This is a genomic window from Chryseobacterium sp. FW101-FHT12H09, assembly GCF_058790395.1.
In genome coordinates this window covers 1,037,177-1,050,696 of the sequence record NZ_JBYTCP010000001.1, presented here as the reverse complement: position 1 = coordinate 1,050,696, position 13,520 = coordinate 1,037,177, and the positions used below count along the sequence as shown (strand labels likewise).

General features: G+C 33.7%; 16 protein-coding genes. 10 read left to right on the top strand and 6 right to left on the bottom strand.

The window, feature by feature from the left end:
- Positions 1–3: 3 nt before the first annotated feature.
- The 5 genes from AC3WRL_RS04815 to AC3WRL_RS04795 all read left to right on the top strand — a co-directional run bounded on the left by AC3WRL_RS04815 (position 4) and on the right by AC3WRL_RS04795 (position 4,971).
- Positions 4–477, top strand: coding sequence for a Fur family transcriptional regulator (locus tag AC3WRL_RS04815; protein WP_089027587.1), 474 nt, complete (start codon positions 4–6; stop codon positions 475–477).
- Between the two features lie 3 nt (positions 478–480).
- Positions 481–2,223 (top strand): OstA-like protein, encoded by a 1,743-nt coding sequence (locus AC3WRL_RS04810; protein ID WP_261511111.1) that lies wholly within the window; start codon positions 481–483, stop codon positions 2,221–2,223.
- A gap of 108 nt (positions 2,224–2,331) precedes the next feature.
- The gene (locus tag AC3WRL_RS04805; protein WP_492329840.1) at positions 2,332–3,513 is read left to right on the top strand and encodes an aspartate aminotransferase family protein; all 1,182 of its coding nucleotides are present in this window, start codon (positions 2,332–2,334) and stop codon (positions 3,511–3,513) included.
- Positions 3,514–3,701: 188 nt separating this feature from the next.
- Positions 3,702–4,088 carry an START-like domain-containing protein gene (locus tag AC3WRL_RS04800; RefSeq protein ID WP_089027585.1) on the top strand — a complete coding sequence of 129 codons (387 nt, stop codon included), beginning with the start codon at positions 3,702–3,704 and terminating at the stop codon, positions 4,086–4,088.
- 73 nt (positions 4,089–4,161) lie between these two features.
- Positions 4,162–4,971, top strand: a complete 810-nt coding sequence (locus AC3WRL_RS04795; protein ID WP_492329839.1) for an aminotransferase class IV — start codon at positions 4,162–4,164, stop codon at positions 4,969–4,971.
- 325 nt (positions 4,972–5,296) lie between these two features.
- Here the strand turns inward: AC3WRL_RS04795 and AC3WRL_RS04790 are convergent, their stop codons facing one another.
- Complete coding sequence (locus AC3WRL_RS04790) at positions 5,297–5,845, bottom strand: YqgE/AlgH family protein (protein ID WP_214832867.1); 549 nt, start codon at positions 5,843–5,845, stop codon at positions 5,297–5,299.
- A 24-nt stretch (positions 5,846–5,869) separates the two neighbouring features.
- Between AC3WRL_RS04790 and pdxH the strand changes: the two genes are divergently transcribed.
- Positions 5,870–6,511: a pyridoxamine 5'-phosphate oxidase gene (gene pdxH, locus AC3WRL_RS04785; RefSeq protein WP_492329838.1), complete on the top strand. Its 642-nt coding sequence runs from the start codon at positions 5,870–5,872 to the stop codon at positions 6,509–6,511.
- Between the two features lie 75 nt (positions 6,512–6,586).
- Here pdxH and AC3WRL_RS04780 read toward each other — a convergent pair whose 3' ends face one another.
- Positions 6,587–6,877: an HU family DNA-binding protein gene (locus AC3WRL_RS04780; protein ID WP_034682524.1), complete on the bottom strand. Its 291-nt coding sequence runs from the start codon at positions 6,875–6,877 to the stop codon at positions 6,587–6,589.
- Between the two features lie 397 nt (positions 6,878–7,274).
- On the opposite strand from AC3WRL_RS04780, the gene panD reads away from it, so the two are divergent.
- The 4 genes from panD to AC3WRL_RS04760 all read left to right on the top strand — a co-directional run bounded on the left by panD (position 7,275) and on the right by AC3WRL_RS04760 (position 10,005).
- Positions 7,275–7,625, top strand: coding sequence for an aspartate 1-decarboxylase (gene panD, locus AC3WRL_RS04775; protein WP_214832864.1), 351 nt, complete (start codon positions 7,275–7,277; stop codon positions 7,623–7,625).
- Positions 7,626–7,628: 3 nt separating this feature from the next.
- Positions 7,629–8,657 carry a lysylphosphatidylglycerol synthase transmembrane domain-containing protein gene (locus AC3WRL_RS04770; protein WP_214832862.1) on the top strand — a complete coding sequence of 343 codons (1,029 nt, stop codon included), beginning with the start codon at positions 7,629–7,631 and terminating at the stop codon, positions 8,655–8,657.
- 101 nt (positions 8,658–8,758) lie between these two features.
- Positions 8,759–9,334 (top strand): TerD family protein, encoded by a 576-nt coding sequence (locus AC3WRL_RS04765; RefSeq protein ID WP_214832860.1) that lies wholly within the window; start codon positions 8,759–8,761, stop codon positions 9,332–9,334.
- Between the two features lie 2 nt (positions 9,335–9,336).
- On the top strand, positions 9,337–10,005 hold the full coding sequence (locus AC3WRL_RS04760) for a TerD family protein (protein ID WP_492329837.1): 669 nt from the start codon (positions 9,337–9,339) through the stop codon (positions 10,003–10,005).
- A gap of 25 nt (positions 10,006–10,030) precedes the next feature.
- Here the strand turns inward: AC3WRL_RS04760 and AC3WRL_RS04755 are convergent, their stop codons facing one another.
- From AC3WRL_RS04755 to AC3WRL_RS04740, 4 genes are all read right to left on the bottom strand, one after another.
- Entirely contained in the window at positions 10,031–10,468 is a 438-nt protein-coding gene (locus AC3WRL_RS04755; protein ID WP_492329836.1) for a GNAT family N-acetyltransferase, read from the bottom strand.
- Positions 10,469–10,516: 48 nt separating this feature from the next.
- On the bottom strand, positions 10,517–11,716 hold the full coding sequence (gene tyrS, locus AC3WRL_RS04750) for a tyrosine--tRNA ligase (RefSeq protein WP_492329835.1): 1,200 nt from the start codon (positions 11,714–11,716) through the stop codon (positions 10,517–10,519).
- A gap of 260 nt (positions 11,717–11,976) precedes the next feature.
- Complete coding sequence (locus AC3WRL_RS04745; RefSeq protein ID WP_492329834.1) at positions 11,977–12,609, bottom strand: NAD(P)H-dependent oxidoreductase; 633 nt, start codon at positions 12,607–12,609, stop codon at positions 11,977–11,979.
- A gap of 81 nt (positions 12,610–12,690) precedes the next feature.
- Positions 12,691–13,515 (bottom strand): helix-turn-helix domain-containing protein, encoded by an 825-nt coding sequence (locus AC3WRL_RS04740; protein ID WP_214832850.1) that lies wholly within the window; start codon positions 13,513–13,515, stop codon positions 12,691–12,693.
- Between the last annotated feature and the right edge of the window lie 5 nt (positions 13,516–13,520).

The window sequence follows — 13,520 nt, the reverse complement described above, 5'->3', positions numbered from 1 at the left end:
TTAATGGATACTATACAAAAAGAAAAAAATATAGCTCTTATTAAAGATGTTTTGAGAAACTACTTATTGGAAAAGGGTTTCCGAAATACTCCTGAGAGATACACCATATTGGAAGAGATCTATAATATGGATCACCACTTCAATGTGGATGATCTGTATCTTCTGATGATGCAGAAGAAATATCATGTTTCCAAAGCAACAATTTATAACACAATTGAGATTTTTCTTGATGCAGGATTAATCCGTAAACATCAATTTGGAGAAAAAACACTAACGTCTTCATCTTATGAAAAGTCTTATTTTGATAAGCAACATGATCATTTAGTAATCTACAAAAAAGATTCAGACAAAGAGATAGAGGAAATTATTGAATTTTGTGATCCTAGAATTCAAGGGATCAAAGAAGCAATTGAAGACGCTTTTGGCGTAAAAATTGATTCTCATTCGCTATATTTTTATGGCATTAAGAATGACTAATCAATGAGACTGATCCTTTTTCTGTTATTTTTTGTTTCTACTTTTACTTTTGCGCAAGATCAACAAAAACCTGCGCAAAGGGATCCTTATTTAAAAGCTCCGGTAACAAGTGCACCTCAGCAAACAAAACCTGAAGATAAAATAAAAATAATCCACGCAGATTTTGTAAAAAAAGATCCTGCAAAATATGATGGTAACCAATATCTTCAGGGAAATGTAAAAATTGAAAATCAAGGTTCTATTCTTACTGCTGATGAAGTGATATTGTATAGTGAAGAAAACTTCGTAAAGGCCATAGGAAATACTAAACTTCAAAATACTGATGGCTCCGTTATTACAGCTGGGGAAATGGAATATGATGGCAATACACAAAAAGGAGTTGCCAGGAAAAATGTAGTTCTTACAGATCCCAAACAAACGATAAGAACAGAGATCTTATACTATGATAAGCTTTCGAATCTGGCTTATTTTAATACCGGTGGTACTATATCTGACGGACAGAACGTAATGTATACAAAGTCAGCTACCTATTTTCTGGATACCAAATTGATTGATTTTGTAGGTAATGTAAAAATTGATACACCTGATTATATCATTGAAGGACCTAATATCAAACAAAATCAGAATACCAAAGTTGCTGAATTCTTTGGTCCGACTACCATAACAAATCGTGTTAATCCCAAGAATTATATATATACCGAAAGAGGTACTTATAAAATGAATTCTAAAGAGGCTTACCTTAATAAGAATTCAAGGATACATTACAATGATAAGATATTGACCGGAGACGATCTGTATTTCAATCAGCTTACAGGTTTTGGAACAGGAACAGGAAATGTAACTCTGGATGACCCTAAAGAAAAAAGATATGTAAAAGGGGGGTATGGAGAAATTTTTCAAAAGAAAGATTCTTCAATGATTACTAAAAGCCCATATGCAGTAAAAATTCTGGAGAAAGATTCTATCTATTTTGCAGCGGAAAAGATTATTTCTTATCAAAAGCCCGATGAAACAGATGTAACAAAGAAAAAAAGTTTTTTAAGAGCTTTCAGGAAAGGAAGATTTTATAAATCCAATGCTCAGGGACGTGCAGATTCAATTGCGTTCAATGAAACGGATGGAATCATGCATATGTATACCGCGCCAATTTTATGGAGTGGAGAAAAGCAGGTGACCGGAGATAAAATAGAAGCCTACTTTAATAGTACAACAGAGGATCTGGATTCATTGAAGGTCATAGGAAACGCTTTTGCAATAAGTAAAGTGGATTCTCTTAATCTTAAAGATGAATTTAACCAGGTGAAAGGCAAGCTGATGACGGTTTATTACGAAAAGAGCGAAGTAAAAGAAACAAAAGTTATAGGAAATGCTCAATCAATCAGTTATGCGGATGATTTTAATGAAAAGACAAAAGAGAATGAAAGAATTGGGATAACCCTTACTTCATGTGGGATTATCGATGCTATGTTCGAAAACAGAGTCCTTCAAATCGTTTCCTGTAATATTGGTGCCAATTCAGACACCTATCCAATGAGTAAAATTGAGCCTTCAAAACGTAAGTTTGCAGACTTTAATTGGAATACAAAAGACAGGATCAGGAAATGGCAGGATATACTCGTTGATACTCCTGGTTATGAAGAGATAAAATATGAGGCTGATAATAAGCTCTATGATAGTGCCAAAGAAGCAATTGACAAAGAAAAAGCAAAAGAAGAAGCTAAAAAGCCTAAAAGGGTTAGGAAGTAACTTCTAAAATATAAGATAAAGACCAACTTTTCAAGTTGGTCTTTTTTATGCTTTGATAATTTCGGCGTTTAGCGAATGTTTTTTAGCTTTGCTAAAATTTTTATTGAAATGGAATTGCAGAAAGGTTTCTTTACTTATCAGGCACAGACTACTCAATTTGCGGCAGGTTTTGAAGTTGAAAAAGCAGAAGGTAGTTATATTTTTGGTACAGATGGTAAAAAGTATCTCGATTTTGTAGCAGGAGTTTCTGCCAATACATTGGGGCATTCTCATCCCAAAATAGTTAATGCGATCAAAGAGCAGGCAGATAAGTATCTTCATGTCATGGTATATGGAGAATATGCACAGGATAAACCTGTAGCCTTATGTAAACTACTTGCAGAAGCTACTCCAGATCCCCTTGAAATTACTTATTTAGTAAACAGTGGGGCTGAGGCTATAGATGGAAGCTTAAAGCTGGCAAAAAGATATACAGGAAGGGAAGAAATAGTTTCTTTTAAAAATTCTTATCATGGGAATACCCATGGGGCATTAAGTGTTTCTGGAAATGAATACCATAAAAGAGAGTTTCGCCCCCTTTTACCCATGGTGTCCTTTATAGAATTCAATAATGAAAATGACTTAAATAAGATCACCGGGAAAACAGCTTGTGTCATATTAGAAACCATACAGGGAGCAGCGGGATTCTTGGTTCCGGAAAATGATTATTTAAAGAAGTTAAAGAAACGATGTGAAGAAGTTGGGGCTCTTCTTATCTTAGATGAAATTCAACCGGGATTCGGAAGAACAGGTAAATTGTTTTCTTTTGAACATTATGGAATTGTTCCTGATATTCTGGTGATGGGAAAAGGAATGGGAGGAGGTGTTCCGGTAGGTGCTTTTATGAGCTCTAAAGAAATCATGGACAGCCTGTCTCATTCTCCAAAATTAGGGCACATTACCACTTTTGGAGGTAATCCACTTATTGCTGCTGCCAGTCATGCAACATTAAAAGAAGTTTTAGAAAGTGGCTTAATGAATCAGGTTGATGAAAAAGAAAAGCTTTTCAGACAGCTGCTTGTACATCCTAAGATTAAAAATGTAAATGGACGCGGATTAATGCTGGCTGTGAACTTAGGAGCACCTGAATATACTTTAAAAGTAGCTCAGAAATGTATGGAGAAAGGATTGGTTGTATTCTGGCAATTGTACAGAAATGAATACCTGAGAATTTCCCCACCATTAACGATATCCCTTGATGAAATAAGAGAAGGGTGCCAAATTATTCTTGATGTATTGAACGAAAATTAAATATTGATCTCTTCTGAAAAAGAAGAGATTTTTTATGCTTTGCATCGGATCTTTTGCTTTTAAAGCTTTGTATGATTTGGATTTAACAGCCGTGACAAATATCATACATATTGTATAAAAAAGTAAATACATTTTTGTGTAATAAAAAAATTAATTTATATATTGCGGGACGATAAAACAAAGATTATATGGCGAAACTTAAAGTCCATTACGAATTTCCAATGCATTGTCTTTCAGAGATTTTATATGAGTATCTGGCGACTGCAGAAGGATTATCTGAATGGTTTGCAGATGAGGTAGTAGAGAAAGGGGATGACTTCTTTTTCAGCTGGGGTGGAGGCCCTGCTGAAAAGGCCACTTTGATTAGATATAAGCCAGAAGGTTTCGTACGTTTCAGATGGGAGGAAGATGAAGGGACAAAGAATTTCTTTGAAATGACAATCACAATTGATGATATTACTGAAGATTTAGCTTTAAATATTACAGACTTTTGTGAAGAAGGTAATGAAGAGGAAAATGCAATGTATTGGGAAAATCTTATAGAAAATCTAAGAATAAAATTAGGTGCAGCTTAATGGCAAGCTGTACAAAATGATAAAACTGATGAACGATTTATCGTTCATTATTTTTTTATAAACAAATCAGACATTGGAAAATCAATATTTTACTTCAGAAGAATTGAATGTGAAGAATAGAGCATTCCTTTTGGGAGATGCTGTAAAGGTTTCTTTTTTCGTAAGAGAAGCGAAACTTATCATGGATGAAGAGTGCTACTTCTTCTTAATGGCATCCATGAGAAAGATGAGAATGAATATTCCTCTGACCTATACCCTTGAGTTTTTTCAATCCCTTTTTCAAAAGGATGTTATCGATGGGAAAGGTATTGAAAACGGGATTATTAATTTTCAGGTTTTTAGAAATACAGATGGACTGACATTGGCAAAATCATCCATTTCTTACTTTTATGAAGTTGAAGAAATGAATGATATAGTTCATGTTCATCAAAGACCTTTGGAGTTGGATCTGATCAAAGAGATCAACGTAAATAATAATCTGCTAAGCAATATCAGGGTTCATTGTCCTGAAAATATCTATGGACGAATTTACGCCCAGGAGAATGATCTGGATGATGTTATTTTGCTTAATCCCAATAAAAGGATTGCAAGGTCTACTTCAGGGAATCTTTTGTTTTTAGAAGGTGATGTAATTAAAGTTCCAAAGCAATCTGAGGGAGCTTATATTTCGCCTTTAATGGAGAATTTTGTTACTTTTTTACATAAGAATAATCTTGCCGATATTCAGGAACACGAGATTATCGCATTTGAATCTCAAAAAGCCGAAGAGATCTTAATGATTTCTGATGAAAAAGGTATTTTTTCTATAGGAAAAATAAGAAATAAAACTTTTGAAAATTTCCGTTTTTTAGAATTGGTAGAAAGCTGGAAAAAAAGTTTTTAAAATTGACAAACCCGGTAAACAACAAAAGTTCCAAAGTCCTTTACCGGGTTTTATTCTGAATAAATCAGAAATTGTATTTTTTTCTAAAATTGACGAGATGAGACCCGCTCATTTTATCGTATTAATTACTTGTTAGATCGTCTTACCTTTATAGGTTTCAGAGTTAAAAATACTTCCGGAAAGAAAAATAAAATAATTTGCTTTAGGATTTTCATTTCAATGACTTTTTAGTTATTCAAAGAACGTGAATTCTTTCTTAAAAATTGGTTAACATAAGCTTAAAATTTGTTAATTTTTCACTTGCAACATTTTGAATAGTACCGAATTAGTTCAACGAGATGTCTTCAGGGGAATTTGCCCAGAGTAAATACTCGCCGCCGAGATTTTGCATAATAGATTTCCATAAGGTTTGGTCATTCGGTAAGGTATAATCCAAATTATAAATGTCCACTACTGTCCACATTTTTTTCTGAACCTCACTATCTAATTGATTTGCCGCCCAGCCAGAATATCCGGAAAAGATCTTAACATCACCAATATTAAGCTCACCACTAAGTACAGCACTGATGATGTTCTCAATGTCTTCTGTAAGATAAAACCCATCAGCAATATCAGTGTAGATCTCAGTTACTTTTTTCCCTTTTACGATAAAAAATACCTTGTCATTTTCTACAGGTCCGCCATCATATACCTCGATTTTAAAATCGAAAAAGTTTTTGAACTTAGTACTCATCTGGCTGTTCTTTTTGTTTAATATTAAGCCGAATGCGCCACTTTCGTTATGTTCTACAATTAGGACTACTGATCTGGAAAAAATATCGCCGGAAATATCGGGTGTGGAAATTAATATTTTACCTTTGTATGAGTAATTCATACTCAAATTTAATAAAAAATATTTATGGAAAACCTTCACGATAAGAGAAAAGTGTATGAGAAATCCCAACTTATTGAAAGTGAGATAAAACAAAATCCTATTGAACAATTTAGAGACTGGTTTCTTGAGGCATCTGAGAATGCGGGTACTTCTGAAGTGAATGCTATGGCAATTTCTACAGTGGAAGATGATGGTTGCCCGGGAACAAGAATGGTTTTGCTAAAGGCATATACTTATGAGGGTTTTATTTTTTATACAAACTATGACAGCAGAAAAGGAAAAGCAATAGAAAAAAATCATAAAGCATGCCTCCATTTTTTCTGGCCAATGTTGGAAAGACAGGTTATTATAAAAGCTGATTTAGAGAAAATTGCAGATAATCTGAGTGACGGATATTTTCACTCTCGTCCAAAAGGAAGTCAGTTGGGTGCTGTAGTATCACCACAAAGCCAGGTTATTCCCAATAGAGAGTTTTTAGAAGTTAAATTGAAAGAACTGGAAAAAGAATTTGAAAAGAATGAAATTCCAAGACCTGCAAACTGGGGTGGCTATATAGCAAAACCTTATGAAATAGAATTCTGGCAGGGACGGCCAAACAGGCTGCATGACAGAATTATTTATCAACTTGAAGATATCGACTGGAAGATATCACGGTTGGCACCTTAAGAAGTTTAATAAAAAATGTATTTACATAAAAAAACCTCATCGAAAGATGAGGTTTGAATTTTGTAATCTGAATGATTATTTTTTCTTAGCTCCAGAAACTGCAGTAGATAGATCTGCTCCAGCTTTGAATTTAGCAACTTTTTTAGCAGCAATTTTGATTGGTTTTTTAGTTGCAGGGTTGATACCTTGTCTAGCAGCTCTCTCAGCTACTGAGAAAGTACCGAATCCTACTAAAGAAACTTTTCCATCTTTTTTCTTTAAAGTAGTAGTTACATTAGAAATGAAAGATTCAAGAGCAGACTTAGCTGCAACTTTTGTAATTCCTGCATCTTTTGCGATTGCGTCGATTAATTCAGACTTGTTCATAATTTTTAATATTAAAGTTGGTTCGTAATTATAGCAAATATAATACTATTTTCTAATTGTGCAATTTTTTTATTAAATATTGCGTTATTTTTTTGATTTTGGTTAAAAAACATCAAAATATGATAATTTGCTTTTTTACCAAAAATCTACGTTACCCGTTACTAAAATCATGCCAAATGCTTATGTGTATTGACTTTAGCAAAAAACTAATATTATTTTCTGTATTTATTAAATCCTAAATTTGTATTAAGTATTAATGTATTTGGCGATATGATTGTAGATTTAGTAAGTAAAATCCAAAAATTTTGTTTTAAAAAAAATTAAATACCTGTGTATCTGATGCTTTTAAAATGCTTTTAAACGTCAATTTATAAATTTTTATTAATAAATTTGCACCATGTTAATAGAAGTTTTCAAGTCAAAGATCCATAGGGTAAGAGTTACGGCATCAGACCTTAACTATATTGGAAGTATAACAATTGATGAAGATCTTATTGAAGCTGCCGGATTGGTAGTAGGAGAAAGAGTTTACATCGTTAACGTGAACAACGGAGAACGTTTTGACACGTATATTATAAAAGGTAAGAGAAAGTCTGGAGAAGTTTGCTTAAATGGGCCTGCTGCAAGAAAAGTTCAGCGAGACGATATTATCATTATTATCGCTTATGCACAGATGACTCCTGAAGAAGCAAAGAATTTTCAGCCGAAGATCGTTTTCCCAGACGAAAAAACAAACCTTCTTACCTAATTCATGGATAAAAAAACAACCAATCCTTTAAAATCAGTAATTACAATTGTAATTTCGCTTGCATTTGCAGGGTTTTTTTTATGGCTTGCATTAAAAGGACTTGATTTTGAAGTAATACAGAAATCTTTAGCAAAGGCGAATTACTTATGGGTACTGTTTGCTTCTGTTTTTGGACTTTTAGCCTATTGGTTCCGCGCAGTCCGATGGAATCTTTTATTAGAACCTATGGGATACCAGATTTCTAATTCCAATTCCTTATGGTCCATTTCTTTTGGATATCTCATGAATCTTACCATTCCAAGAAGTGGTGAGGTTGCAAGAGCAACTGCATTATACGGAGTCGAGAAAGTTCCTGTCGATAAATCTTTTGGAACGATCATTTTAGAAAGGGTAGTAGATCTGATTTGTATGATGGGATTTTTAGGATTGACTCTGATTTTTAAGTACAAGGCAATTCTGTCTTTTTATGAAAATTCGGGAGTACCTGTCAACCCTAATAAAATTTTAATAATTCTGTCAATCCTTATTATAGGGACTGTTTTATTCTTTGTGCTTAAAAAGAGGTTGGCAACAATTCCTGTTTTAGGAAAGATCATTGGTTTTATTGATGGGATCTTCCAGGGATTAACCTCAATTTTTAAACTGAAACAAAAAGGAAAATTTATTCTATATACATTAGGGATCTGGATATCATATTATTTTGCAGCGTATCTTGTGTGTTTTGCATTGCCTGAAACTTCAGATTTTACCATTGCAGATGGGTTCTTTATTATTGTAGTTGGAACACTAGGGATGATTATTCCTGCCAGTGGAGGTATTGGGGCGTTTAATCTGGCGATGAAATTTGGTTTTATGGCCTTGTTTATCTCTATGGGGAAAAGTGCGGAATTAGGCGGTGAAATGGGGCTTACTTATTCTTTTATTTCATTACCGCTACAGATTGTTATTATGCTTGTAATGGGATTAATCTCTATTCCAATGCTTGCAAAAGCCAGAAATAACCGGGTTATTCTCGATCATATTAAAAATTAGAATTTATATATATGCCCGGTCTATTTGATCGGGCTTTTTTTATTAAAAACATTTGGATAATTCGGAAATCGAATTTATCTTAGATTAAATAAGAAATTATTATGGCAATTAACCTACAGAAAGGACAAAGAATAGATTTAGGACTTACAAAAATGACCATTGGTCTGGGTTGGGATCCTAATGACGGGAAGGGATATGATTTTGATCTTGATGCTTCCGCAATTATGATTGATTCTGAGAGAAAACTGGTAAGTGAAGATTATTTTGTTTTTTATAATAATCTGAATTCTCCTGATGGTGCTTTAACGCATACTGGTGATGATCCTAGTGGTAAGAATAGCGATGGGGACGATGATGAATCTATTGTTATTGATCTGGAAAAAGTAGATGAAAGAGTAGAAGAAATACTTTTTGTTGTAACCATTGAGGATTTTGAAAGAAGGAAACAGAATTTCGGACAGGTAAGAAACTCATATATAAGAATTATTGATAATTTTGGTAATCAGGAAATTGCTAAATATGAATTAGACGAAGATTTTTCAATTGAAACAGGAATTGAGTTTGGCAGATTGTATAAGCGTAATGGAAGCTGGAAATTTGAAGCTTCAGGAATTGGTTACAGAGCTGACTTATCTTTCTTTTTGGAAAAATACTACAAAGGACAAATCATTAAATAGCGATGGCGATTAATTTACAAAAAGGTCAGACGATCGATCTACGGAAAAATGATCGTGGAGAAAGTGTTTACGATCTTTCACAGGTAACTATAGGATTAGGCTGGGATGTTCGTAAGCAAGGAGGTTTTTTTGGAAGATTGTTTAGTAATGAACCTGAATATGATCTGGACGCTGTCGCTTTTCTTTTGGATAAAAATGGTAAAGTTGCCAATATGGGAAGGACACTTCAGGGGCATACTGGAAAACAGGTAGTCCTTTATGAAGGTGATTTGATCTATTTTAATTCTATGAGGCATCCTTCCGGTCATATCTGGTTAACAGGAGATAACAGAACCGGTGAAGGAGACGGTGATGATGAGCAGATCATTGTAAAGCTGGATCAATTGGATCAGCGATATGAAAAAATTGTTTTTGTCGTGTCTATATATCAGGGAAGAGCGAACAGGCAACATTTTGGAATGATTGAAAATGCATTCATCAGAGCAGTTGATGCCAGAGGAAAGGAAATCACAAAGTATAGTCTTTCTGGTGATTCCAGTATGAATGGAATGTGTTCAATGGTCTTTGCTGAAGCTTATCGACATCATGGAGATTGGAAATTCCGTGCAATTGGAGATCCTCATACCACGGATAATTTTATTGATGTTCTGGTACCTTATACCTATAAATAAAAAGTATGCTGAAGAGCATACTTTTTTATTCAGAAAATTTCATCATATAAGAATGTTCATCCTCATTGATTACTTTAAAACCTAAATTGGCATACAGTTTTTGTGCTTTATTGGTTTTTAAAACACTTAATGAAACAGGTTTCCTGGCTTCTATAGCTTCCTGAATGATATCTTCTAAAATAGATCTTCCAATTCCCTTTCCTTGTTGTGCCGGATCGATCTGGATTTGCATAACCTCTATATGATCGCTATTTCTGTCTATTTTTAATAAACCAATAGGCTCATCATTTAAAATAATAATATTAGCTTTTTCAAATTCATAAAGAATCCTTTTTACTGCAGATTCTTTTGTTATCGGTAGGTTTGAGCTAGTAAGATGTTCGGTCATTGTTTTCATTCTTAGATCGAGTAAGAAATCCATATCACTTTCCTGTGCTTTTCTATATTCTAATTTTAAATTCATTGTATTTAAAGCCTTTTTCAATTAAGCTAATGTACCCATAATAAATGTTTATAATAGCTCGAAGAAAGCTCTTTTCCCAATTTTAATTTTTGTTTCTTTGGCCACTTCAACCTCCGCATTAGGATTAATCATTTTTACACTGTTGATTTGAACTCCACCATTTTCGATCAATCTTCGTATCGAGGATTTACTTTGATCATTCTTTAACAGATGGCATAAATCAATCAACATCATTTGAGTTTCATTTGATTTTAAAGTATTGATGAAAATTGGTTCAAATATCTTTTCTTCAAAGTTCTTATTCTGAAACTGATTGCTGAAAAATTCTTCTGCACTTTCTGCCATTAAGAGATCATGGTATTGAGCAATAATATTTTTTGCGATGAGTTTTTTTATACTCATGGGGTTTTGTCCATTTTCGATTCCTGATTTCAGATCATTTTTTTCAGCAATTGAAAAATCGGTTGTAAGGTCAATAAATTCATTGATCAAAGTGTCAGGAATAGACATTGTTTTTCCAAACATCTCGTTAGGCCCGTCCGTCAATCCGATAAAATTATTCAAAGATTTACTCATTTTTTCCTTTCCATCAAGTCCCTTTAAAAGAGGCATACACATAACGATCTGTGGTGGCAGCTGATGTATTTCCTGTAACTGTCTTCCCATAGTACAATTGAAGAGCTGATCTGTGCCACCAATTTCAATATCGCATTCAATTTTTACAGAATCAAAACCCTGTAAGATCGGGTATACCAGTTCATGCATGGCAATCGGGTTATTTTCTGTAAACCGTTTATTAAAGTCATTTCGGTGCATCAATTGTGCTATGGTTACTTTTGATAATAATTGGATGATTTCTGAGAAATTTAAAGTATCTAACCAATCAGAATTGAATACAATTTTTGTCTTTTCAATATTAATGATCTTTGAAAGCTGATTGATATAAGTCTGCGAATTATGAGTAACATCGTCGATACTCAAGGGCTTTCGAGCTTTATTCTTTCCTGTTGGGTCACCAATCCTTGCCGTAAAACTTCCAACCACAATGATGATCTGATGACCGAGATCCTGAAATTGTTTTAATTTTTTAAGCACTACAGCGTGTCCCAAATGTAAATCCGGAGCTGTGGGATCAAAACCCAGCTTGATACTGAGTTTTCTTTTTTCTTCTTCGGCCTGTTCTAACTTCCGTTCCAAACCGTTTTGAGGTAGAATGATTTCTACATTTTCTTTTAATAAGTTGATCATTTTGTTGAATTTTTTGCATGAAAAAGCCCGAACAATTCTATTCGGGCTCTATATATTTAAGAATAATTTTTTATTGAATTACAGATATAGAAGATCTTCCCGAACTATTAATCGGGTAATAATATGTACTAAAGAAAGGAAGGCGTAATATGTTATTTAAATGCTTCATCTGAGTAACAAAGATAAAATTTTTTTTAATATTTTCTTTGTTAGGCTTCTTAATAGTTGTAAAATATGCCTTTAATTATGATGTCTTCTGATCAGGATGGCTGGATCATTCCAAGTTCCTGATGACTAATGCTCTCGGTTCCGTTATGAATTTCTAAGTAAGTATTTCTGATCTGCTCTTTCCAGATTTCTAGCTCTTCAGAAGCTACTTTATCAGCTTTGTCGAAAAAGAAATGTTGATTGATCTCAAAACCACAGTAACTGAAGATCCCCTTATCAGAAGTAAGAGAAAGTGCTTTATCCATTCCGATACGCTCATACTCTTCATGGGATTTACCATGGGTATTAATGATTATGGTTTGCTTACCAGCCAATAGACCTTTTTGAACTCCCTGATCATATCTGTAAGCATAGCCATAGCTAAAAACCCTGTCGATATAGCCTTTCATAATAGCCGGCATTCCTGTCCACCAGATTGGATAAATAAAGGTAACATGTTCTGCCCATGTAATAAATTCCTGTTCGTGTTTTATATCATCAGCTAGGTTTCCCTTTCTTTGTTCCTGGATGTCTTTTAGAGAAAAAACCGGATCAAAGTTGATTGCATATAAGTCTCTTACTACTATTTCATGATTTTGAGAGGTCAGACTTTCAATAACGGTTTGTAAAAGATGATGGTTTAAACTGTTTTCGTTATGATGTGCGTAAATAATTAGATGCCTCATTTTTTCTACTTTTTTTAATTGTTACATGACAAAGGTAGATGAGAAGATAAAGTGAAAATTGTAAGAAAACGAAATGTCTATTTATTCTGATTTCGGATTGCAGATATCCTGTTGGAATTTCAGATATTGTGAAGGCGAGAGGTGAATAAAATGTTTGAAATCATGAATCAGCTGGCTTTGATCATAATAATTGCATTCATCGACAATGGTAAACCATTCTACTTTATTTTGATTGGCTATTTCTTTTTCAATAAGCTGGATGGCTTTTGAAAAGCGATTGTAACGATTGATCTCTTTGGATGAATATCCAAACTGTTCTTTTTGTTTTAGTTGAATATTCCGCTCACTTTGATTGGTTTTCTCGGCAATGGTTTTGATAGGATTCAAATTTTTATTAGTAAAGTTGCTTAAAAGCTGACTTGTACTATCTCGGTCTTGCAGATAGGGTTTACAAAACTCAAGAATATGATCCACCTGTTGCTGCGTAGAGGTGATTTTTGAAATCTGATGCCATAAATTGGTAAAACAGTTTTCTGAAAGAAGATCATCAGGATTCATTGCAGTATGATATGAGATACATGCTTTTCCAAAAAAACGGTAAAAAGCATCATCTTTAAAATTAGCGACTAAAATAGAAGTTTTAGATGGTAGGGTATAATCAAAAGAATGTCTGATAGGACCAAAGACAATACATTGATCAACGGTTATCTTTGTTTTCTCCTTAGTGATCATTGAAGCACTCTCTCCAAAGCAAAATAGCATTATGGTCTGATAGGTAGGTAATAGTGTTTTGGTAACAGCCCTTTCAGAAGTGTTTTCTGCGAAATAAAAGTGTGAGAATATGGTCTCAAATTCTAAAGGAACTGAGATCCTGTATCCGTTATATTCTGATTGCGTATCTGACATAGAAA